At 76.0% G+C, this 21,705-nt stretch carries 16 protein-coding genes and 1 pseudogene; 13 read left to right on the top strand and 4 right to left on the bottom strand.

Features of this window, described 5'->3' with window-relative positions; translation table 11 throughout:
* Nucleotides 1–1,172: KR domain-containing protein (locus tag ACFVVX_RS08725; RefSeq protein WP_387942931.1), on the top strand; the 1,172-nt coding region annotated here is incomplete at its 5' end.
* A gap of 60 nt (nt 1,173–1,232) precedes the next feature.
* Here ACFVVX_RS08725 and ACFVVX_RS08720 read toward each other — a convergent pair.
* The gene (locus tag ACFVVX_RS08720) at nt 1,233–1,964 is read right to left on the bottom strand and encodes a polysaccharide deacetylase family protein (protein ID WP_387942929.1); all 732 of its coding nucleotides are present in this window, start codon (nt 1,962–1,964) and stop codon (nt 1,233–1,235) included.
* Between the two features lie 478 nt (nt 1,965–2,442).
* Between ACFVVX_RS08720 and ACFVVX_RS08715 the strand changes: the two genes are divergently transcribed.
* The 3 genes from ACFVVX_RS08715 to ACFVVX_RS08705 all read left to right on the top strand — a co-directional run bounded on the left by ACFVVX_RS08715 (nt 2,443) and on the right by ACFVVX_RS08705 (nt 5,864).
* Nucleotides 2,443–3,288, top strand: a complete 846-nt coding sequence (locus tag ACFVVX_RS08715; protein ID WP_387942927.1) for an SMP-30/gluconolactonase/LRE family protein — start codon at nt 2,443–2,445, stop codon at nt 3,286–3,288.
* A 118-nt stretch (nt 3,289–3,406) separates the two neighbouring features.
* Complete coding sequence (locus ACFVVX_RS08710; protein WP_387942925.1) at nt 3,407–4,984, top strand: CehA/McbA family metallohydrolase; 1,578 nt, start codon at nt 3,407–3,409, stop codon at nt 4,982–4,984.
* 337 nt (nt 4,985–5,321) lie between these two features.
* On the top strand, nt 5,322–5,864 hold the full coding sequence (locus ACFVVX_RS08705) for an ATP-binding protein (protein ID WP_387942923.1): 543 nt from the start codon (nt 5,322–5,324) through the stop codon (nt 5,862–5,864).
* A 252-nt stretch (nt 5,865–6,116) separates the two neighbouring features.
* Here the strand turns inward: ACFVVX_RS08705 and ACFVVX_RS08700 are convergent, their stop codons facing one another.
* Together ACFVVX_RS08700 and ACFVVX_RS08695 are read right to left on the bottom strand one after the other, a co-directional pair.
* Nucleotides 6,117–7,025 carry an oxidoreductase gene (locus ACFVVX_RS08700; RefSeq protein WP_387942921.1) on the bottom strand — a complete coding sequence of 303 codons (909 nt, stop codon included), beginning with the start codon at nt 7,023–7,025 and terminating at the stop codon, nt 6,117–6,119.
* Between the two features lie 91 nt (nt 7,026–7,116).
* Nucleotides 7,117–7,623, bottom strand: coding sequence for a DinB family protein (locus tag ACFVVX_RS08695; RefSeq protein ID WP_387942919.1), 507 nt, complete (start codon nt 7,621–7,623; stop codon nt 7,117–7,119).
* 294 nt (nt 7,624–7,917) lie between these two features.
* Between ACFVVX_RS08695 and ACFVVX_RS08690 the strand changes: the two genes are divergently transcribed.
* Nucleotides 7,918–8,727 (top strand): class I SAM-dependent methyltransferase, encoded by an 810-nt coding sequence (locus ACFVVX_RS08690; RefSeq protein ID WP_387942917.1) that lies wholly within the window; start codon nt 7,918–7,920, stop codon nt 8,725–8,727.
* 233 nt (nt 8,728–8,960) lie between these two features.
* Nucleotides 8,961–11,654, top strand: a complete 2,694-nt coding sequence (locus ACFVVX_RS08685) for an ATP-binding protein (RefSeq protein ID WP_387942915.1) — start codon at nt 8,961–8,963, stop codon at nt 11,652–11,654.
* A 39-nt stretch (nt 11,655–11,693) separates the two neighbouring features.
* On the opposite strand, the gene ACFVVX_RS08680 is transcribed toward ACFVVX_RS08685, so the two are convergent.
* Nucleotides 11,694–12,665, bottom strand: coding sequence for a GNAT family N-acetyltransferase (locus ACFVVX_RS08680; protein WP_387942913.1), 972 nt, complete (start codon nt 12,663–12,665; stop codon nt 11,694–11,696).
* A gap of 574 nt (nt 12,666–13,239) precedes the next feature.
* Here ACFVVX_RS08680 and ACFVVX_RS08675 point away from each other — a divergent pair.
* The 7 genes and pseudogenes from ACFVVX_RS08675 to ACFVVX_RS08645 all read left to right on the top strand — a co-directional run bounded on the left by ACFVVX_RS08675 (nt 13,240) and on the right by ACFVVX_RS08645 (nt 21,627).
* Nucleotides 13,240–15,678, top strand: coding sequence for a nitrate- and nitrite sensing domain-containing protein (locus ACFVVX_RS08675; RefSeq protein ID WP_387942911.1), 2,439 nt, complete (start codon nt 13,240–13,242; stop codon nt 15,676–15,678).
* Nucleotides 15,675–16,088, top strand: a complete 414-nt coding sequence (locus tag ACFVVX_RS08670; protein WP_387942909.1) for a roadblock/LC7 domain-containing protein — start codon at nt 15,675–15,677, stop codon at nt 16,086–16,088. Before ACFVVX_RS08675 ends, ACFVVX_RS08670 begins: the two co-directional genes overlap by 4 nt.
* A 44-nt stretch (nt 16,089–16,132) precedes the next feature.
* Nucleotides 16,133–17,353, top strand: a complete 1,221-nt coding sequence (locus tag ACFVVX_RS08665) for an ABC transporter substrate-binding protein (protein WP_387942907.1) — start codon at nt 16,133–16,135, stop codon at nt 17,351–17,353.
* A 30-nt stretch (nt 17,354–17,383) separates the two neighbouring features.
* Nucleotides 17,384–19,335, top strand: a pseudogene (locus ACFVVX_RS08660) (ABC transporter permease).
* The gene (locus tag ACFVVX_RS08655; protein ID WP_387942905.1) at nt 19,332–20,075 is read left to right on the top strand and encodes an ABC transporter ATP-binding protein; all 744 of its coding nucleotides are present in this window, start codon (nt 19,332–19,334) and stop codon (nt 20,073–20,075) included. Before ACFVVX_RS08660 ends, ACFVVX_RS08655 begins: the two are co-directional and overlap by 4 nt.
* Nucleotides 20,076–20,080: 5 nt before the next feature.
* The gene (locus ACFVVX_RS08650; RefSeq protein WP_387942903.1) at nt 20,081–20,800 is read left to right on the top strand and encodes an ABC transporter ATP-binding protein; all 720 of its coding nucleotides are present in this window, start codon (nt 20,081–20,083) and stop codon (nt 20,798–20,800) included.
* Nucleotides 20,800–21,627: a class I SAM-dependent methyltransferase gene (locus ACFVVX_RS08645; RefSeq protein ID WP_387942901.1), complete on the top strand. Its 828-nt coding sequence runs from the start codon at nt 20,800–20,802 to the stop codon at nt 21,625–21,627. Before ACFVVX_RS08650 ends, ACFVVX_RS08645 begins: the two co-directional genes overlap by 1 nt.
* The last annotated feature ends 78 nt before the right edge of the window (nt 21,628–21,705 follow it).

Here is a 21,705-nt window from a genome sequence, read left to right as displayed (position 1 = left end):
CCTGCGACACCACCGACCCCCAAGCCCTCACCCACCTCCTCACCACCATCCCCACCACCCACCCCCTCACCGCCGTCATCCACGCCGCAGGCGTCACGGCGGACGCCACGCTGGACTCGCTGACCGAGGAGGCCTTCGAGCAGGTGCTCCGGCCGAAGGCGGAGGCGGCCCGGCACCTGCACGAGCTCACCCGCGAGCTCGACCTGGACGCCTTCGTGCTGTTCTCCTCGATCGCGGGCGTGATCGGCAACGCGGGTCAGGCCAACTACGCGGCCGCCAACACCTATCTGGACGCGCTGGCGCAGCACCGCCGCGCCCTCGGCCTGCCGGCGAGCTCGCTCGCCTGGGGCCTATGGGCCGAACAGGGCGGTCTCGGCGGTGCGTTGAGCAGTGCCGACCTGGCCAGGATCGCCCGGACGGGGGTGGCACCGCTCGGCATCGAGGAGGGGCTGGCCCTGTTCGACGCGGCCCTCGCGGCCGGACCGGCGGCCACCGTACCGGCCCGGCTGGACCTGGTGGCGCTGGGCGCCTCGGGCGATCCCGGCCGGGTGCCGCCGCTGCTGCGCGGCCTGGTGCGGGGGTCCGCACCGGCGGCCGCCACCGCCACCGACTCCGCGGGCGTCACCGACCCGGCGGCCGCACGGAGGCCGTCCGGGCCGGACGCGACACCGCCGTGGGTGCGCAAGCTCGGCGAGGCGTCGGAGGCGGACCGGCCGCGGGTCGCCCTCGACCTGGTCCGCGCGGTGATCGCCGAGGTGCTGGGCCGCCCGTCCGGTCGCCCGGTCCCGGCCGACCGGGGCCTGCTGGACCTGGGCTTCGACTCGCTCACCGCCGTCGACCTGCGCAACCGTCTGGGCGCGGAGACGGGCCTGCGGCTGCCGACCACCCTGCTGTTCGACCACCCGACCGCCACCGCGCTGGCCACCCACCTGCGCGCCGAACTGGCCGACCGCCTCCCCGGCGGGGCGGCGGCCCTGCTCGGCCGACTGGACGAGCTGGAGGCCGCCCTGGACGGCGCCCCCGACGACGGGACCCGCGAGCGCGTCACCGCCCGCCTCGCCGCCGTACTGGCCCGGCTCGCCCCGGCCGCCGAGCTCCCCACCGAGCTCGACCTGGCCGACGACGACGAGCTGTTCCGCCTCATCGAAGGCCAGCTCGGATCGGAGGAGTAGCCCGCCGCACCCCACCGGGGGCCGCCGCCGCGCGCGGACGCGGCGGCGGCCCCCGGCCTGTTACCCGAGGACGTCCGAGAGCCGGACGAAGCGCGTCCCCGCCGCGAGCAGCGGCGGCACGGCCGCCGCGACGCCGGGGGCGGTGCCGCCGCCGGGGTGGTTCATATGGGCGATCACGATGGCGCCGGGCGGTGCGGCGCCCACCTCCCGGCGGACCTGGCCCGCGGTCAGCGTCGCGCCGCCGTCGCCGTTGACGGTGAAGCCCGCGACCCGCTGGCCGAGGTCGGCGACGATCCGGGTGGCGACGTCGTCGTAGTGGGCGGTGCCGGAGCGGAAGAAGCGGGGCGGGCGGCCGAGCAGGCCGGTGAGCTTCTCGGCGTTGCCCGCGACCTCGTCGTACACCCCGCCGCTGTCCCGGGTGCCCGCGATGCCGTACGCGGAGCGGCCGGTCACCGAGAGCGGGCGGTGGGCGGTGCCGTGGTTGGCGATCTCGAACAGCGGGTCGGCGGCGAGGCCGTCGAACTCCTCCCGGTTGGCGTCGATCCAGCGCGCGTTGAGGAAGAGGGTGGCGGGCACGCCGTTCGCCCGAAGGAAGTCGATCAGGTCGGCGTCGTAGCCGTTCCCGCCGGGGCCGCCGCAGGCGTCGAAGGTGAGCGCCAGCGCGCGCTCGCCCTCCGGCAGCCCGGTGATCACCCCGGCCCCCTCCAGCCCCCACGCGGTGGGCTCGGCGTCCCCGTACCGGGCGACCGCCTCGGCCCGGGTCACGACCCGGGTCACGGTCTGCGCGGGCACGGGAGCGGCCGGGGCCGGGGCCGGGACCGGCGGCGCAGGGGGATCGGCCGAGACCGAGGCCGGCGCCGAGGCAGACCCCGGGACCGATGCCGAGGCAGACCCCGGGGCCGGCGCGGCGGCCCCGGGCGAGGCCGCTGCCGAAACGGTCGGCGCCGCCCCGGCCCCGGCCCCGGCAGCAGCACCGGCCCCGTCCCCGGCCGTGGGCTGACACCCCGCCAGCGCACCACCCGCCGCCAGCGCCAGCAGCCTCCGCCGACTCAGCGACATGCCCACCTCCACAGCCGTCAGTACGGTCGGACAAGCCGACTGTCTGTTTCTATGAACTCTGATCGACCGTCGCCCGCAACTCCAGGCCCCCGCCGCCCCGGCACTCCGCCCGGCGGGAACGGGCGCGAACCAGGAAGTCGGCCGGTCCGGTCCCCTGCTCCGGACAGCCCAACGGCGCCCGGCCGCCGGGCCCGCCACCGAGGAGTCCGCCATGGCCGCAGCAGCCGTCCGTACCGTCCTGACCGGGCTCGTCCTCGGCGAGTCACCGCGCTGGCACGACGGCCGCCTCTGGCTCTGCGACTGGGGCGCCCAGGAGCTGATCACCGTCGACGAGGACGGCGCCGCCACCGTGGCCGCCCGGATCCCCTCGTTCCCGTTCTGCATCGACTGGCTGCCCGCCCCGGACGGCCGGCTGCTCGTCGTGGCCGGCGGCGACCGCCGGCTGCTGCGGCGCGAGGCGGACGGCACGCTCACCCCGTACGCCGACCTGCGTCCGGTCTGCGACCGCCCGTGGAACGAGGTCGCGGTGGACGCCCGCGGCCACGCCTACGTCAACTGCATCGGCTTCGACCTGATGGGCGGCGAGGCGCCCGGCCCCGGCCTGATCGCGCTGGTCACCCCGGACGGCGCGGTACGCCGGGTGGCCGAGGGCCTGGCCTTCCCCAACGGCATGGCGGTGACACCCGACGGCGGGACGCTCGTCGTCGCCGAGTCCTACGCGGGCCGGCTCACCGCCTTCGACATCGCCCCGGACGGCGGCCTGACCGGGCGGCGGGATTGGGCCGCCGTACCGGGGTCGGCACCGGACGGCATCAGCCTCGACGCGGAGGGCGCGCTCTGGTTCGCGGACGTCCCGGGCCGCTGCTGCGTGCGGGTCCGCGAGGGCGGCGAGGTGGTGCAGCGGGTCGCCCTGGAACTCGGCTGCTTCTCCTGCGCGCTCGGCGGACCGGACGGCCGCACCCTCTACGTGACCGCCGCCGAGTGGCCCACCCCGGAGGGCACCCGCAGCGGCCGGTTGCTGGCCGTCCCGGTCGGGGTGCCGGGCCTCCTTCACTGACCCGACCCACCACGGTGGGGCGCGGCTCACCCCGGGTTCACCGGCGGGGGTAGGGGGCGGACGAACCGGTCCGGGACCCCCCGCCGCCGGTGCCCGCCCGCGACCGGAGGCCACCCGCATGCCCACCCCCGAGAACGCCGACCATCCCCCGCTCGCCCGCCGCCGGCTGCTCCAGGCGGGCCTGGCCACCGGCACCGCCACCGCCCTCGGCCTCGACGCCGCCGGCTCCGCCGAGGCCGCTCCGACCGCCCCGACCGCCCCGACCGACACCGTGCTCACCCTCACCGGCCACCTCCCCACCGGCGCACCGGACTTCGTCTACCTGCCCGTCGAAGTACCGTCCGGAGTACGGGAGATCGCCGTCTCCTACAGCTACGACAAACCACCCGTACCGGCCGGCACCCCCGGGAACTCCTGCGACATCGGCCTGTTCGACGAGCGCGGGACGGACCTCGGCGGCCGCGGCTTCCGGGGCTGGTCGGGCGGGTTCCGCACCGAGTTCGCCGTCGCCCGCGACCAGGCGACCCCCGGCTACCTCCCGGGCCCGATCCGGCCCGGCACCTGGCACGTGGTGTTGGGCCCCTACCAGGTGGCCCCGCAGGGGCTCGACTACACCGTCCGCGTCACGCTCCGATTCGGCGCCCCCGGGCCCGAGTTCACCCCGTCCTACCCGCCGGAGCGGGCCCGCGGTCGGGGCCGCGCCTGGTACCGGGGAGACTGCCACCTGCACACCGTGCACTCCGACGGGCGCCGGCTGCCCGCCGAGGTCGCGGAGGGCGCCCGGGCGGCCGGGCTGGACTTCATCGTCTCGACCGACCACAACACCACCTCCTCGCACGCCGTCTGGGGCCCGCTGGCCGGTCCGGACCTGCTGATCGTGCTGGGCGAGGAGGTCACCACCCGCAACGGCCACTGGCTGGCGCTCGGCCTCCAGCCGGGCCGGTTCGTCGACTGGCGGTACCGCTCGCGCGACGAGTCCTTCCCCCGGCTGGCCCGCCAAGTACGCCGCCAGGGCGGGCTGGTGGTGCCCGCGCACCCGTACTGCCCGTACGTCGGCTGCCAGTGGAAGTTCGGCTACCAGGACGCCGACGCGGTGGAGGTCTGGAACGGCCCGTGGACGTACGACGACGAGTCGGCGGTGGACACCTGGGACGCCCAACTCGCCGTCGCCCTGCGGGAGGACCGGCCCTGGCTGCCCGCCGTCGGCAACAGCGACGCGCACAGCGCCCCGCAGGTGATCGGCTCGCCGCACACCGTCGTCCGGGCCGAGGACCTCACCCGCGACGCGGTCCTCGACGGCCTGCGGTCCGGGCACAGCTGGCTGGCCGAATCCGCCTCCGTACAGCTGGACTTCACCGCCACCGGCCACGGCCGCCAGGCCGGCATCGGCGAGCAGCTGACCGTCCCGGCGGACGCGCCGGTGGACGTACGGCTGGCGGTGTCCGGGGTACCGGGCGGGACGGTCCGGCTGCTGACCGACGAGGGGCAGCTGCACCAGGAGTCGCTGCCCGCCGAGGGCGTCGGCACGGTGGTCTGGCGGACGACGGCCTCGCTGGCCTCCTACGTCCGCGCCGAGGTCCGCCACCCGAAGGCCGACGGCACCCCCGGCAAGGGCAACGCGATGGGCGCGGACCTCCCCTGGGGTCCGATGGCGGCGCTCACCAACCCGATCGTGCTGCGCAGCGAGGAGCTCTAGGGTCCGTCTTCAAGCTCCCGTCTGCTTGGCGGCGTTCGGGCACGCACGCCCCCAGCCTTCGGCCGGGAGGTACCCCCACGCCGCGTTGTCGTCAGTCGCCAATGGCCCCCAGCCTTCGGCCGGGAGGTGCCCCCACCGCAGTGGCTCCCTCCTCCGCCTTGCGATGCACGCACCCGAACGCCGCCAAGCCCGCCCTCCGGGCGAACGACGGGAGCTTGAAGGCGGACCCTAGGGAGGGGGAGGCGTCGGGGCGGCACCGTGGACTAAGTTGATCTCGGCGCCGGGCGCCCGCCCCGGCCCGCCCGTCCATCGCCGGCTCGCGAAGGGATCAGCAGCTGTGAACCGTACGACCGTAGGTGGACCGGAACTCGGGGGCGGTCGGGGATCCGGCGGCGTCGTCGTGCTCTCCGGCCGGCCCGGGGCCGGGGAGGACGCGGTGGCACCGCTGCTGGCGGAGGCGCTGCACCCGGGTGCGCACCTGCGCGCGGAGGACTTCGGGCGAGCGATCCGGCGCGGGTTCGTCGCGCCGCACCTGCCGGAGGCCCGGCGGCAGAACGAGACGGTGCTGACGGCCGCCGCCCAGGCCGCCTTCGCCTTCGCGAGCGGCGGCTACCAGGTGGTGGTCGAGGGCCGGATCGCGCCGTCCGACCTGCACGCCTTCCGCCGGGAGAGCCGGGCCACCGGCGCGCCCCTGCACTACGTGCTGCTGTGCCCCGACCCGGCCCGGGAGGAGTCCCGGCCGGCGGACGAGGGGTCGCTCGGCGGCCTGGGCGCGCTGGAGCGGCACGAAGTCCCGGTGGACCCGGCGGCGGACGCGGCGACCGTGGTGAAGACCGTGCTGGACGGGCTGCTCCGGGGCGCGTACCTGCTGGGCTGGTAGCACCAGCAGTGGGTGGCCGGCCATGGTGAGCTGCCTCGATGACCGGTCTCGATGAACCTGGGACGGTCCGTGCGCCGTTGACCAGATCGGAGGCCCGCCCGCTGTGAACCCGGTCGGCCTCCGGCCTAGGCCGGCCACCGCTCCCCCCTGTCTGCGGCGGCCCGCCCGGCCGTCCCGGCCCGCCCTCTCCCCGGCGGGCCGGGGCCGCCCCGCCCGTGCCCGGTCCGCCGTGCGCCCCGGTCTTCCGCCCGGCTACGCGGCGGCCGTGTGGACCGCGTCCAGGCGGGCCAGCTCCTCCGCGGAGAGCTGCAGCGCGCCGGCCGCCACGTTCTCGACCAGGTGGTCCGGGTCGCCGGTGCCGGGGATGGCCAGCACGTGCGGGCCCCGGTGCAGGGTCCACGCCAACCGGACCTGCGCGGCGCTGATCCCGCGCTCGCGGGCGATCGCGAGCACCTCCTCGCTGTCCGTGCCGGTCGTGCCCCCCTGGCCGCCCGCGCCGGCGATCGCGTAGAACGGCACGAACGCGATGCCCTGCTCACCACAGGTCCGCAGCAGCGCCTCCTGCTCGGGCGCCGCCCCGATCCCGTACCGGTTCTGCACGCAGACCACCGGTGCGATGGCCAGGGCCTCGGCGAGGTGCCCGGCACCGACGTTGGAGATGCCCAGGTGCCGGATGAGCCCGGCCTCCCGCAGCCGGGCCAGCGCTCCGAAGCGCTCGGCGATCGAGTCCGTGCCGACGATGCGCAGGTTCACCACGTCCAGGTGGTCGCGGCCGAGCTGGCGGAGGTTCTCCTCGACCTGCCCGCGCAGCGCCTCCGGGGTGCGGGCGTGGGCCGCCCACTCCCCCGACGGGCCCCGCGCCGGGCCGACCTTGGTGGTGATGACCAGCTCGTCCGCGTAGGGCGCCAGGGCCCGGTTGATCAGCTCGTTGGCGGAGCGCAGCGAGGAGAAGTAGAACGCGGCGGTGTCGATGTGGTTCACCCCGAGCTCCACGGCCCGGCGCAGCACGGTGATCGCCTGCTCGCGATCGCGCGGCACGCCGTTGCCGAGCGCCTCGCCGTACTGCGTCAGGCGCATCGCGCCGAACCCGATCCGGTTGACGGTCAGGTCGCCGAGCTTCCAGGTGCCCGCGGCCGCCGCGGTAATGGTCTCTGAGGTCATGACGGGAGTCTGTCAGCGGCCCGCCGGGCCTCCCGCGCGAAATGGCAGCAAACTGCCAAGGCCCCGCGACGGCCGCCCCGGCCCGACCCGTCTAGGCGCCCACCACGCCGTCGATGCTCTCGCGCAGGAAGTCGGCGTGCCCGTTGTGGCGGGCGTACTCGTGGATCAGGTGCAGCATCACCAGCCGCAGCGAGACGTCCTCGCCCCAGCGGGCGCAGTAGCTCGTCACGTCCAGCGACTCCGCTTCCCGCTCGATCCGCCGGGAGTGCTCGACCTCGGCCTGCCAGGCCTCGAAGGCCTCGGCCCGGGAGGAGCCGGTCGCGTCGTACGCCACCTGGAAGTCCCCCTCCGGCGACCAGACCCACGGGACGTCCTCCTTGTCGATCACCCGCCGGAACCAGGCCCGCTCGACCTCGGCCATGTGCCGCACCAGCCCGAGCAGGCTGAGCGTGGAGGGCGGGCTCGACTTGAGCCGCAGCTGCTCGTCGGTGAGCCCGTCGCACTTCATGGCGAGCGTCGCCCGGTGGAAGTCCAGGAAGGCGCGCAGCATCTCGCGCTCGCCCCCGGTCAGCGGCGGCGCGATGCGTTCGGTGGTCATCCCGTTCTCCTTCACGGCGGTGGGGCCGGACGGTCCCGGTTCACCATCTAGGTGCTCCCGGCCCGCACTTGTCCACTCCTTTTACTTCCGTCCCGTTCCCGGCCCCGTGCACCGCGCTCCCACCAACGGCGGATTCGTCATTCGGTATGACCGTCAACTCGCTTGCCCCTTACGTCATCCGGTCGATTTCCGGCGTTCGCCCGCCATCAGGTTTGGGTACGTACTGCGGCGCGCGCCCGAGCACCGGGCCCGCCGCGGCCCCCGGGCGGCGACCCGAGAGGAGACCGAGTATCCATGAACCACGACCGCATCCCCGCCACCGTGCGCCAGACGTACGGCGTGGGCGACCTCGCGATGGCGGCCAGCTTCGCCGGCGGCTTCATCAACTTCGGCGACTGGCACGGGATCGACATCACGGCTCCGAGCCCCGAGGACCGGATCCACAGCCAGGAGCAGCTGTACCGCCGGGTGCTGAGCGCCTTCCCCGGGCCGGCCGAGCGGCTGCGGCTGGCCGAGGTGGGCTGCGGGCGCGGGCTGGGTGCGGCACTCGCGCTGCGGGAGTTCCGGTTCGCCGCCGTGACCGGGGTGGACATCCACCCGGACCAGATCGAGCGCGCCCGGACGGTCAACTCCAAGGCGCTGGCGACGTTCCCCGACCGACTGGCGTACGCCCTCGGCGCGGCCGACGAGCTCCCCTTCCGGGGCGGCTCGCTGGACGGCGTCTACTCGGTCGAGGCGGCCCAGCACTTCCGCGAGCTGACCGGCTTCGCCCGCGAGGCGGCGCGGGTGCTGCGCCCCGGCGGCCGGCTGGTGGTGACCACCTTCTTCAGCTCCGGCCCGGAGGTCGCCGAACGGCTGAGCATCCTGCTCGGCAGCTTCGCCGACGGCCTGGACGTCGCCCATCCGCTCGACGCCTTCACCGCCGACCTCACGGACGCCGGGTTCACCGACGTCCGTACCGTGTCGATCGGGGCCGACGTCTGGCCCGGCCTGGACCGCTACCTGGAGGACACCGTCCCGCCCGGCCACTGGACCCGTAACTTCCTCCCCGCCTGGAGGAGCGGCCTGCTCGACTACCACCTCGTCACCGCCGACCGGGCGTGACCCCGGCCGGGCCCGGCCTCCCTGCGCACCACCGGAAGCACCGCCCGAAGCGGCACCGGCAACACCACCGGGTCGGACCGACCCGGCCCGACCGGTGCCGACCGACCCCGTCTGACCAGTGATAATGACTCGGAAACGCCCGGCGGGGAGGTCATCGAGGCGGCTCCGGCCGCCGTCGCACGGTCTCGCCGGGCCCGGGCAGGGCGATCGGTACACGGGGACAGGGGCACGGCGTGCGGGGGCGGCAAGCGGAGCGGGACCGGATCGAGCAGCTGCTCGCCGACGCCCGGCAGGGGACGAGCGGGGTCCTGCTGGTGCACGGTGAGGCCGGAATCGGCAAGACCGCGCTGCTCGACCACGCCGCCGAACGGGCGCAGGGCGTGCGCGTCCTGCGCGTCGAGGGCATCGAGTCGGAGATGGAACTGGCCTTCGGCGGCCTCCACCAGCTGTTCCTGCCCGTCCTGGACCTCGTCGACGCCCTGCCGCAGCCGCAGGCCGCGGCCATGCGGGCGGTCTTCGGGCTGACCGGCGACGGCGTGCGCGACCGCTTCACCGTCGGCCTCGCGGTCCTGACGCTGCTGTCGGAGGCCGCCACCGACGGCCCGCTGCTGTGCCTGGTCGACGACGCGCAGTGGCTCGACCAGCCGTCGGTGGACATGCTGACGTTCGCCGCGCGCCGGCTGCGGGCGGAGGGCGTCGTGATGCTCTTCGCCGTCCGCGACGGGGCGCCCGGCGCCACCGTGAAGGGACTGCCCGGGCTGCTCGTCGAGGGCCTCGACCCCGCGGCCGCCGCGGAGTTGCTGCCCGGCCTGCCGCCGTACGTCGCGGACCGGGTCATCGAGGAGGCGGGCGGCAACCCGCTGGCCCTGATCGAGCTCTCGGCCGCGCTGACCCCGGCCCAGCGGGCCGGGCGGCTGGGCCCGTTGGCGCTGCCCGAGGCGGCCGCCGGGCTGCCGAGCCGGATCCGGGACGGCTTCCTGGAGCAGATCCGGCGGCTGCCCGAAGCCGCCCAGGCGGTGCTGCTGGTGGCCGCCGCCGACGACACCGGCGATCTGGCGCTGGTGCTGCGGGCAGCGGAGCCGCTCGGCGGCACGGTCGAGGACCTCGAACCCGCGGAACGCTCCGGCTTCCTGCTGCTGTCCGGGGCGGCGGTGCGCTTCCGGCACCCGCTGGTGCGGTACGCCGCCTACCAGGGCGCCCCGCTCGCCCGGCGGATCGCCGCGCACCGGGCGCTGGCGGAGGCGCTCGGCGCCGCCGGCCAGGTGCACCGGCGGGCCTGGCACCTGGCCGCCGCGTCGACGGGCCCGGACGAGCGGGTCGCCGAGGAGCTGGAGCGGGTCGCCGAGTGGGCCGGGAGCCGGCAGGCCATGGCGTCCGCGTCCGCCGCCTACGAGCGCGCCGCCCAGCTCACCGCGGATCCGCAGCGGCGTGGGCGCCGCCTGGTCCGGGCGGCGCAGAAGGCCGCCGACGCCGGGCAGGACGAGCGGTGCGCGATGCTGGCCGACCAGGTGCCGCTGCCGCTGGAGGACCCGGGGGTGGCGGCGGACTTCGCCCGCGCCCGGGCGGTGGTCGAGCTGGGCTACCGCAGGCCGGAGACGGCCGCCCGGATCCTGGTCGACAGCGCCGACCTCACCGGCGCCGACCTCCCGGACACGACGGCGTCGCTGCTGGCCGACGCGGTCCACGCGGCCTTCGCCGCGGGGGACGCCGCGCTGATCGGGGAGGTCGCGTCCCGCGCCCCGGACCTGCCGGTCCTGGCCGTACCCGCCCGGCTGTTCGGCGGTGACGTGCCTGGCGGACTCGACGCACTCGACACACTGCGCGCGCTCGTGGAGAGCGGCCCGGACGGCGCCACCGGTGTGATGGACCAGCTGATGACCGGGATCTACTGCCGGCTGACCGGCGACCACGCGGCCGCACGGCAGGCCGCCGCCGGAGCGGTCGCCCACTGCCGCGACCAGGGCATCAGTGGTTGGCTGCCCACCACGCTCCACCTGCTGGCCCTGACGGAGCTGGCGCTCGGCCGCCACGACGACGCGTCCGCGCACGCCACCGAGGGGCTCCGGCTGGCCGAGTACTACGACCTGGCCCACCGGGCCGCCCATCTGCGCGCCGCCCTGGCCGTACTGGCGGGCGTCCGCGGACAGGAGGAGCAGGTCCGGGCGCTGGCCGGCGAGGCCCTGGACTACACCCGGCCGCGCGGGGTGGGCCGGGGCAGCGCGGACGCCCTGTGGGCGCTGGGCCTGCTCGAACTCGGCCTCGGCCGGGCCGAGGCGGCGCTGGAGCCGCTGGAGTCGGCGCTGCGGGAGGCGGCCCATCCGCTGCTCTCGCTGCCCCTGCTGGCGGACCTGGTCGAGGCGGCGGTGCGGGCCGGCCGCCCGGAGCGGGCGGCGGAGCCGGCACGGCTGCTCGGGGAGTGGGCCGCGGCGCTGGGGCGGCCCGGTCTGTCCGCCCTGGCCCGCCGCTGCCAGGCCCTGACCGGCTCCGACCGGGTGGCCGAGGAGCACTTCACGGCGGCGCTGGCCCTGCACGAGGGCGGCAGCGACTACGACCGGGCCCGCACCGCGCTGGTCCACGGGGAATGGCTGCGCCGCCTGCGGCGCCAGATCGACGCCCGGGAGCAGCTGCGCGCCGCGCTGGAGGTCTTCGAGCGGCTCGGCGCCCGGCCCTGGGCCGACCGCGCCCGGGCGGAGCTGGGAGCAGCGGGCGGGGAGACCGGGCTGACCGCCCGCCATGACGGGCCGATCAGTCTGCTGAGCCCGCAGGAACGCGAGGTGGTCCGGCTGGCCGCCGCCGGTGCGAGCAACCGGGAGATCGGCACGCAGCTGTTCCTGAGCCCGCGCACGGTCGGGCACCACCTCTACCGGGCGTTCCCCAAGCTCGGCGTCAGCTCCCGCACCGAGCTCGCCACGCTGCTGGCCTCATGAGGCCGGAGCCTGCGGGGTCGGAGCGTGCGGGGTCGAAGCCTACGAGGCCGGATCCTGCGGCGCTGCCGCGGAGGCGTCCGGCACCGAGTAGATCATCCGGGTCTGGGCGGTCCGGTAGCCGGCCCGGGCGAAGGCGGCGGCCATCGGGGCGTTGTCGGTGTCCGTGGTGGCCGTGATCAGCTCGGCGCCCGCCTCCACCTGCACCCGGGTGATCTCGGCGAGCACGTCGTCGACGTACCCCTGTCCGCGCAGTTCGGGGACGACGCCCAGGTAGCCGACGTTGCGGTTGTACGGCGTCGCCGACGGCAGGGCCAGTCCGGCGACCTGCCCGTCCAGGGTGCGGGCCAGGCGCCACCACGCGCGCTCGCCCGGGCAGCTGAGATAGAAGTCCACCTCGTCCTGGGCGGCGGCCTCGACGCCCATGGACGCCACGTTCCGGCGCGTCTCGCCGTCCAGGCTGCCCACCGCGATCCGCCGGAAGACGTCGAGGAACTCCTCGTCCGAGCCCTCGGTGAAGGTGAGGCGCCCGCTGGAGGCCGGGAGCCCGGCGTCGGGGGTCCACTCCAGGCGCAGCCGTTCCACCTCGTCGGTGAGCCCGGCGGCCAGGGCGGCCTCCTGCCGCCAGGCCAGGGCGGCGACGACGGCCGGGTCCTCGCGCCAGCCGTTCGGCAGCGTGACGTTGTACAGCGGGGGCTTGGTGGCCCCCTGTTCGGCGAAGGCCCGCAGGCTCGCGGTGATCAGCCCGGCCGCGACCGCCGCCCGGTCGCCGACCGAGGGGTCGACGTACAGGCAGTCCAGTGCGATCGGGTGCTCGCTGGAGGCCTGGCCCCACCACAGGGCGCGGGCCACGATCCGGTCGCCGTCCTCGGCGATCCAGGTCCACTCCGGCCGGTACATGCCCTCGGCCAGTTCTTCCAGGTAGCGGTCGGCGGGGATCCAGCCGATGGGTTCGTCGACCGTCACGGCGGTGACGCGGTCGAGGTCGGTCTCGGTGGTGGAACGGAACAGCATAGGGGTGGAAGGCCTGCTTTCGGCTCGGACGAGGCGGGGTGACGTCATCGACGATAGACGGGGCGCCTCCCGACGGGCATCAGTCATCCCGACGTAATGTGACCGGCCGTCGACCTGCCGGGCCGGTCCGGGCGCTGCGCGTGGCCTCGTGTCCGTCCTCGTCCTCTTCCTCCGCAGGCCCCGAACCGCCGCGAAGCCCGCCGACCCGGCTCCGGCCACCCCGGCGAGGTAGCGCCCGCGAGGTAGCACCCACGAGGTGGCACCGCCTCGGAGGGGAAGCCGGGGGCGCGCCGGAACGGGGGCCCGGAGCCCGACCGGACACGGGGATCACCAGGGGACTTTCTAACGCCTCATCAGTTGGCTAGGCTTCCGCAGGTTTCGAAGACGTGATCGACCGCCGCCACTATGATCGGCGCAGCATCATGTCAGGTACGCGCCCGATGGAGGACCGACCCAGCGGCTGACGCACCCTCAACTCCCCGCCCGCTCCCTCCGATCACCACGCAAGGCGCGCCATGACTGCTCACCAGCAAGGCCCGACCAACCCCCTGCCGACGGCCGGAGGACCGGCCCGGTGAGGATCACCCGCAAACTCGCCATCCTCGCCACGGTACCGCTGCTCGCGGTGGTCGCCTTCGCGGCGCTCGCCCTGCGCATCACCGCCGGACAGGTGTTCGGCGCCGCGCAGCTGCGCTCGATGGTCGCCATCAGCGCCCAGGCCGGCGACCTGACACGCCAGCTGCAACGGGAACGCACCTGCGCCGCAGCGCTGTTGACCGGCGAGGCCAATCCCGACCGGACCAACGCCTACCTCCGGCAGATCCAGGCGACCGACGCGAGCATCGCGGAGTACCGCCAACTGCGGGGCCGGATGCACGCGGGCCGGGGCAACACCGTGGGGCTCCTGCGCCAGGTGGACGACGACCTGGCGGCCCTGCCCGCGCTCCGCAAGCAGGTGGAGTCGGGCCCGAGCACCGCCCTGTCCGCGACCACCTTCCGCTACCGGATCCTCATCGCCGACCTGTTGGCCTACCGGGGCGACGTCGCCGAGGCCGGGCGGGCCGGGGCCGACCTCGCGGACCGGATCAACAGCGGAGTGGCCCTGGCCCGGGCCCAGGAGTCGGTGAGCCAGCAGGAGGTCGCGGTCCTGACCTCGCGGGCCTCCGGAGTCCTCACCCCGGCCGCGCAGCAGGCGATCACCGCCACCCGCACCGGATACACCGAGGCCGTCCTGGAGTTCCAGCGGGCCGCCACCCCGGAGTGGCAGACCTGGCTGGACCGGTCGCTGACCGGTCCCGGGATCATCGCCGCGGGCCGGCTGGAGGACGCCGTCGCCCGTACCGCGCCGGGCCAACCGCTGCCGGTGGACGCGAGTTGGACAACGGTGACGGACGAGCGGACCGACCGGCTCCAGCGCGTCGAGCAGAAGGTCGACGCCTCGACGCTCGCCAGTGTCACCGACTTCCGCAACGCGCAGCGCAGGTTGGCCCTGAGCGAGGGCGTGGCAGTGCTGCTGGCGGTGATCGCGGTGATCGTCCTCACCCTGCGGCTGGGCCGGCCGATGATCCGGGAGCTGCGCCGGCTGCGCGACGCCGCCCACGCGGTCGCCCACGAGCGCCTGCCCGCGGCCGTCGCCGCCCTGTCCACGGGAGGCGCCCTCGGCGGGGCGACGCCGGAGGAGTTCGCCGCCGCGGCGGGCGACGCCGTCGAGGTCCGCGGCCGGGACGAGATCGCCGCGGTCGGCGCCGCCTTCAACACCGTCAGCCGGGAGGCCGTGCGGATCGCCGCCGAACAGGCGGCCATGCGCGACCGGATGGGCACCGTCTTCGTCGGCCTGGCCCGCCGGGCCGAGCGGCTGACCGGCGCACTGGTCCGGGCGCTGGACGCGGCCGAGCGGGACGAGCCCGACCCCGAACGGCTGGCCCGGCTCTTCGAACTCGACCACCTGGCCAACCGGATGCGCCGCAACAACCACAGCCTGCTCGTCCTCGGTGGCGAGGCGACGGCCCGGGTGCGGTCGGGGGACGCCCCCGTCGAGGACGTCCTGCGGGCGGCGGCGGCCCAGATCGAGCGCTACACGCGGGTCGACGTCGGGACGACGGACCAGGGCGTCCTGATCGAGGGCCGGGCGGTGGACCACCTGGTCCACCTGGTCGCCGAACTGCTCGACAACGCCACCGCCTTCTCCAAGCCCGAGACCAGGGTGACCGCCGAGGCCAGGCTGCTGACGGACCGGCTCGTGATCCAGGTCTGCGACCAGGGCATCGGCCTGGCCGAGGACCGCTGGGCACCCGCCAACGAGAAGCTCGCCGCGCCCCCGCCGGTCGAGATCGCCGCCGTCCGCGCGATGGGCCTGACGGTGGTCGGGCACCTGGCGTCCTGGTACGGCATCCGGGTCGAACTGCGCCCGCGCCCCGGCGGTGGCACCATCGCCGAAGTCACCCTCCCGGACTCGGTGTTCGGCCTGGCCAAGGCCGCCGACCCGGTCCCCGTTCCCGCCCCGACCCCGGCACCGGTACCCGGCCCGACCCCGGTCCCCGTTCCCGGCCTGCCCCCGGCCCCTGTTCCCGGCCTGCCCCCGGTACCGGTAGCGGTACCCGCCCTGCCTCCGACCGCGGCACCGGCCGCCGCCCCGGACGCGCCCCCCGCCACCGCGCCGGCACCGCTCCCGGCACCGGCCGGGCCGCTCCCGGTACCGCCCCCGGCGGAGGCGGCGAGCGCCGGCACCACCGGGAGCGGCCTGCCCCGGCGCCGACGGCCGGCGGGACCGCGCACCGAGGCCGGCACCGAGCCAGGCACCGCCCACCCGGCGGCCCCCGGCACCCCCGAGTCGCCCCAGCCGCCCGAGTCGCCCCAGCCCGTCACCCACCCCTCGCACGGGTTGGCACACCGCGACCCCGGGCAGGTCTCGGCCTCCATGGCCGCCTACGCCCGCGGCATCGGCGCCAGCCGCGCCGGACGCGGCGCCCCCAAGCCCCTCCTCTCCACCCCGAACCAGAAGGAAGACGCATGACCTCCCCTTCGACCCACGATCTCGACTGGCTGCTGAACGACTTCGCGGCCCGGGTCCCGGAGATCACCCACGCGGTGGCGGTGTCCGCCGACGGGCTGCTGATCGCGGCCACCGCCGAGGTCGACACCGCGCACGCCGACCAGCTCGCCGCGATCGCGTCCGGTCTGGTCAGCCTGCTGGCCGGCGCCGGACGGCTGTTGAAGGCCGAGCCGGTGATCAGCAACCTGACCGAACTGCAGGGCGGCTTCCTGTTCTCGATGGCGGTCAGCACCGGCGCCTCGCTGCTGGTGCTGGCCTCGAAGGCCTGCGACATCGGCCAGGTGTCCTTCGAGATGGCCGAGCTGATCAACCAGGTCGGCCCGCAACTCACCCCCACGGCCCGCCCCAAGCTGCTCGACACACCCTCCTGACCGGTCCTCGACACCGGTCCGCCACCCCTACTCCGGGAGCCCACATGCCACCGATCCTCGGACGCCGCTCGACCGGGGGCGCCGCCCGCCCGTCGGCCCGCGGGTGCGTCCTCCTCGCCGCCCTGCTGCTCGCCACCGGCTGCTCCGGCGGCCACCGCGGCGGCGACGCGGCCGGCGGCGGTGCGGGCACGGTGAAGATCGGGCTGCTGGCGTCGCTCTCCGGGACGTACAAGTCCGTCGGCACCGATCTGCGGGACGGCTTCCAGCTCTACCTGGACACCCACGGCGGCAGACTGGGCGGCCACCCGGTCGACCTGGTGATCGCCGACGAGGGCGACGGCGCGCCGACCGCCCTGCCCGCCGCCACCAAGCTGGTCAAGCAGGACAAGGTCCTGGCCGTCACCGGTGTGGTCGGCGCGGGCTCGGTCGCCGCGATCTCTCCGCTGCTCGGCGACGCCGGGATCCCCCTGGTGAGCTCCAACGGCCGCCCCGCCGTCAAGGAGGTCAGCCGGCAGTGGAGCACCAGCTTCATGTCGGACGAGCCCGGGGCGGCGATCGCCCAGTACGTGCACGACACCGTCGACGGGCCGGTCTTCGCGATCGGGCCCGACTACCAGGGCGGCTGGGACGAACTGCGCGGGTTCACCGACGCGTTCGCCAAGGCCGGCGGGCAGCTCGCCGGCGGCGGCAAGGCGACCTTCACGCCGTTCCCCGGCACCACCGACTTCACCCCCTACCTCAACAAGATCAAGAACTCCAAGGCCAAGGCGGTGTACTGCTTCTACGCCGGCAGCGCGGCGGTCGACTTCGTCAAGCAGTACGCCCAGTCCGACCTGGCCGGCACCCCGTTGTACGCCGCCGGGTTCCTCACCGAGGGCGGCGTGCTGACCGCCCAGGGCGACGCCGCCAAGGGGATCCGCTCGGTGCTCAACTACGCCCCGGACCTCGACAACGCGGCCAACCGGGCCTTCGTCTCGGCCTGGCAGTCCAAGTACCAGTCCCCGCCCACCACGTACGCGATGGCCTCCTACGACGCCGCCTCCGTGCTCGACAAGGCGATCGGCGCGGCGGGCGCCACGCTCGACTCCGAGACGCTGAACACCGCCATCGCCGGCCTCGGCCAGATCGACAGCCCGCGCGGCACCTGGCAGTTCGGCAGCAACACCCACTCGCCGGTGCAGAAGTGGTACCTGCGCGAGGTCAAGAGCGACGGCCGCGCCCTGTCCAACCAGATGGTCCAGGACCTCGCCACCATCGGGAACTGACCGGGTACCGGGGAGCGGGGAGGTCGGCCGATGGGCCTGATCGACGCACATCTGGTGCCCGCGGTCGACGGCGTGGCCTACGGCCTGCTGCTGTACGTGGCGGCGGCCGGCCTGACGCTGGCGTTCGGGACCGGCGACGTCCTCAACCTCGCCCACGGCACCCTCTACGCCGTCGGCGCGTACACGGCCGCCACGCTGTCGGACGGCTCGTGGGGCGGGCTGCTGCTCGCCCTGGCCGTCGGCACCGCGGCGGCCGGCGCCGGGGGCGGGCTGCTCGCCGCGCTCACCGCGCCGGTCCGCCGGCGCGGCCACCTCTCCCAGGCGCTGCTCACCTTCGGCGTGGCGCTGGTCGGCGGCGACCTGCTCAGTACGCTCGCCGGGCCCGACGACCTCCCGGTCGCCCTGCCGTCGGCCCTCGACGGCAGCGCCGACCTCGGCGGGCACCGCTACCCGGTCTACCGGCTGGTCTTCATCCTGGTGGCGGCGCTGCTGGCGGCGGCCGGGCAGCTCCTGCTGCGCCGCACCCGGGCCGGCGCGCTGCTGCGGGCCACGGTGGACGACGCCGCGATGGTCGCGGGGCTGGGCACCAACCCCCGGGTGGTGCACGCCGCCGTGCTGGCGGGCGCCGGAGCCCTCGCGGGCCTCGCGGGCGTCCTCGGCGCCCCCATCATCGGCCCGGGCCCGCGCACCGCCGACACCGTCCTGCTGCTCTCGCTGATCGTGGTGGTGCTGGGCGGCCTGGGCTCGGTCCTCGGCGCCCTGGTGGCGGCGGTGGCCGTGGGCGAGGTGCAGACCCTCGGCGTCGACCTGGCACCGGACCTCGCCCCCTACCTCCTGTTCGCGGCGATGGCCGCGGCGCTCGTCCTGCGCGGCCGCGGCACCCGTGGAGCCGACGGAGCCCGTGGAGCCCGCGGATGACCGGGGGCGGCGGAACCCGGCCGCCGGGCCGCCGTCCGGCCGTGCACCCGGCCCTCCGGGCGCTGTCGGCGACCGCGCTCGCCCTGTTCGCCGTGCCGGCCCTGGTCGACGAGTCGACACTCGGCCTGCTCACCCCGATACCCGCGCTCGGCCTGGCCGCCGTCGGCATCACCGTCCTCACCGGCCGGGCCGGGCTGCCCACGCTCGGCCAGGCCGCGCCGTACGCGGTCGGCGCCTACACCACCGCGCTGCTGGGCCGCGCGGGCGTCGACACCGCCCCGGTGCAGCTCGCCGCCGCGGCCCTGGCCGCCGCGTTGTTCGCACTGCTGACCGGACCGGTCGTGGCCCGGGCCCGGGGCGTGACGGTCCTGATGATCACACTGGCGCTGGGAGAGCTGACCGCCACCGCGGCGGCCCGCTGGAGCTCGGTCACCGGCGGCACCGACGGCCTGGCCGGCATTCCGCCGCTCCGGGTGCTCTGGGGCACGGCGCCGCTGACCGACGACCCGGCGGTCTACCGGTACGTGGTCGCCGTCGCGGCCTGCGCGGCCGCGGCGACGGTCCTGGTGCTGCGCTCGCCCCTCGGGCTCCTGCTCGCCGGGTGCCGCGACCACGAGCCGCGGATGCGCGCCGGCGGCCACCCGGTGACCCTGGTCCTGCTCGGCGCCCACGTCGGGGCCGCCGTCCTGGCGGGGGTGGGCGGCCACCTGCTGGTGACCGCGCAGCGCTACGTCTCCCCCGCCGACGTCGGCTTCACCACCTCCTCGCTGTGCCTGCTCGCCGCCGTGCTCGGCGGCGTGACCTCGCCGCCGGGCGCGCTCGCCGGCACCGCCCTGGTGCTGATCACGCGGGACCAGCTCGCCGCGCACTGGCCGGGGCACGGGCCGCTGCTGCTCGGTGCCCTGTTCATCGCCGCCGTGTACCTGCTGCCCCGCGGGTTCGCCGGGATCCGCCTCCCCCGGCTCCCTCGCCCACCGCTGCCGCCCCGGCTCCCGCAGGGCTCGCCGCCGGTGCCTCCCGCCCGGCCCGCGGCCCGCACCACCTCCCCGGAGGCCGGCCCGTGAGCGCCCTGCTCGCCCTCCACGGGGTGACCCGCCGCTACGGCGGACTGGTCGCCGTCGACCGCCTCGACCTGACGGTCGAACCCGGGGCCCGCCACGCCGTGATCGGCCCCAACGGCGCCGGCAAGTCCACCGTGCTCGGCCTGCTCGCCGGCACGGTCGCGCCGTCGGCCGGCCGGATCACCCTCGACCGGCGGGACATCACCGGCACCGGCCCGGCCCGGCGCTCCCGCCTGGGCATCGCCCGCACCTTCCAGCAGCCGGCGGTACTCGACAGCCTGAGCGCCCTGGACAACGTCACCCTCGCCGCCTGGCGACACACCGAACTGCGCGGGCTCTGGCGCCCCCGCCGGTACCGGGAGCTCGGGCGCCGCTGCCACGACCTGCTCGACCGGGTCGGCCTCGCGCAGCTGGCCGCCCACCCCGCCGGCCGGCTGTCCCACGGCCAGCAGCGGCTGGTGGAGATCGCGGCCGCGCTCGCCGCCCGGCCCCGGGTCCTGCTGCTGGACGAACCGGCCGCCGGCCTCACCGAGGCGGAGGGCGACCGGCTGGTGGCGGCCCTGCGGCAGGTCTCCGCCGAGGTCGCCGTGCTGCTGATCGAGCACGACCTCGCCTTCGTCAACGCCCTGGCCGACCGGATCACCGTCCTGCACGAGGGCCGCGCGATCGCCGACGGCACTCCGGAGCAGATCGGCGCCGACCCCGCCGTCCGGGAGGCCTACCTCGACGTCCGGTCCGGGTGAGGCGGATGCTCGAAACACGCTCCCTGCGGGCCGGGTACCACGGCGGCACCGTGCTGCACGGCATCGACCTGACGGCCGACCGGTGCTCGGTGCACGCCGTGCTCGGGCCCAACGGCGCCGGGAAGACGACCCTGCTGCACGCACTGGCCGGGCTGGTCCCGGTGGGCTCGGGCCGGATCGAGCTCGCCGGCACCGAGGTCACCCGCCTCCCGGCCCACCGCCGAGCCCGGGCCGGCATCGGCCTGGTCCCCCAGGGGCGCCGGGTCTTCGCGTCGCTGACGGTGGCGGAGCACCTGAAGGTGGCCCACCGGCGGCGGCCGACCGCCTGGTCGCCCGCGCGCGTCCTCGACCTGCTCCCCCGGCTCGGCGAGCGGCTGCACCAGCGCGCCGACCACCTCTCCGGCGGCGAGCAGCAGATGCTCGCCCTCGCCCGCACCCTGCTCACCGGCCCCCGCGTCCTGCTGCTGGACGAGCCCACCGAGGGCCTGGCCCCGGCCGTCGCCGCCGACGTCCTCGACCTGGCACGCCGGTTGGCCGCCGACGGACTGGCCGTCCTGCTCGCCGCCCCGCGTCCGGCCCAGGTGCTCCCGATCGCGGACCGGATCACCGTGCTCGGCGCCGGACGGGTCACCACCGCACTGGACGGCGCCGCCGCGCGCCGGGACCCGGCCCGTGTGCTCGCCGCCCTCGCCCCGCCCCGCCAAGCACCGCAGGAGTCGCACTGATGCCAACCGACGCGCACTACGCCTTCGACAACCGGGCCGACGAGGCCGTGGACCAGCTCCGGGTCCTGGAGTCCGCCCTCGACCCGATCACCGCCTCCCACCTGGAGCGGCTCGGGGTCCCGGCGGGCGCCCACTGCTGGGAGGTCGGGGCGGGCGCCGGCTCGGTCGCCCGGCTGCTCGCCCGGCTGGTCGGCCCCGAGGGGTCGGTGACGGCCACCGACCTCGACCCGACCCGGCTGACCGGGTCCACCGAATCCGCGGGTTCTGCCGGGGAAGCCGGGCCGGCCGCGGAGGTGCGCGTCCTGCGGCACGACGTCCGGCACGAGCCGCCGCCCGGCGGGCCCTTCGACCTGATCCACGCCCGGCTGCTCCTGCTCCACCTGCCCGAACGCCGCGCGGTGCTCGCCACCCTGGCCGGCGCCCTGCGGCCCGGCGGCGTGCTGCTGGTCGAGGAGTTCGACCGCAGCCCGCTCTCCGTCCTCACCCCCGCCGACCCGTCCGAGCGCGAGCTCTTCGCCCGGGTCGTCGACGCCGTCCTCGCCGTCCTGGGCGAGCGGGGCGCCGACCTGGACTGGGGGCGCCGGGTCCACGCGGAGATGACCGGCCTCGGGCTGTGCGGGGTGCACACCGCCGTCCACGCCGAGAGCTGGTCCCACGACGGCGGCGCCCGCCTCCACGACATCAACTCGCGCCAGCTCCAGGAGCCCCTGCTCGCCGCCGGTCTCACGCTCGACGAGCTGGAGCGGTTCCGCGCCCTGGTCCGCAGGCCCGGCTTCGAGGCGCTGTCCTACACCCTGGTCTCGACCTCGGCCCGCAGGCCCGCGTGAGCCACCCGCCCAGGTGAGCCGCCCGCCCGCCGGGCACCGCCACGGCTGCGGCTCGGCCGGGCCGCGGGTCGGCGGGGA

Origin of the sequence: Kitasatospora sp. NPDC058170, from assembly GCF_042883905.1 — a bacterium.
Classification (GTDB): domain Bacteria; phylum Actinomycetota; class Actinomycetes; order Streptomycetales; family Streptomycetaceae; genus Kitasatospora.
This window is presented reverse-complemented; position numbering and strand designations above follow the sequence as displayed.

What these genes read in the sequence shown, in the direction of transcription:
- ACFVVX_RS08715 (WP_387942927.1), top strand. Translation starts at nt 2,443, where the DNA reads ATGGCCGCAGCAGCCGTCCGTACCGTCCTGACCGGGCTCGTCCTCGGC.
- ACFVVX_RS08710 (WP_387942925.1), top strand. Translation starts at nt 3,407, where the DNA reads ATGCCCACCCCCGAGAACGCCGACCATCCCCCGCTCGCCCGCCGCCGG.
- ACFVVX_RS08700 (WP_387942921.1), bottom strand. Translation starts at nt 7,025, where the DNA reads ATGACCTCAGAGACCATTACCGCGGCGGCCGCGGGCACCTGGAAGCTC.
- ACFVVX_RS08695 (WP_387942919.1), bottom strand. Translation starts at nt 7,623, where the DNA reads ATGACCACCGAACGCATCGCGCCGCCGCTGACCGGGGGCGAGCGCGAG.
- ACFVVX_RS08690 (WP_387942917.1), top strand. Translation starts at nt 7,918, where the DNA reads ATGAACCACGACCGCATCCCCGCCACCGTGCGCCAGACGTACGGCGTG.
- ACFVVX_RS08680 (WP_387942913.1), bottom strand. Translation starts at nt 12,665, where the DNA reads ATGCTGTTCCGTTCCACCACCGAGACCGACCTCGACCGCGTCACCGCC.
- ACFVVX_RS08670 (WP_387942909.1), top strand. Translation starts at nt 15,675, where the DNA reads ATGACCTCCCCTTCGACCCACGATCTCGACTGGCTGCTGAACGACTTC.
- ACFVVX_RS08665 (WP_387942907.1), top strand. Translation starts at nt 16,133, where the DNA reads ATGCCACCGATCCTCGGACGCCGCTCGACCGGGGGCGCCGCCCGCCCG.
- ACFVVX_RS08650 (WP_387942903.1), top strand. Translation starts at nt 20,081, where the DNA reads ATGCTCGAAACACGCTCCCTGCGGGCCGGGTACCACGGCGGCACCGTG.
- ACFVVX_RS08645 (WP_387942901.1), top strand. Translation starts at nt 20,800, where the DNA reads ATGCCAACCGACGCGCACTACGCCTTCGACAACCGGGCCGACGAGGCC.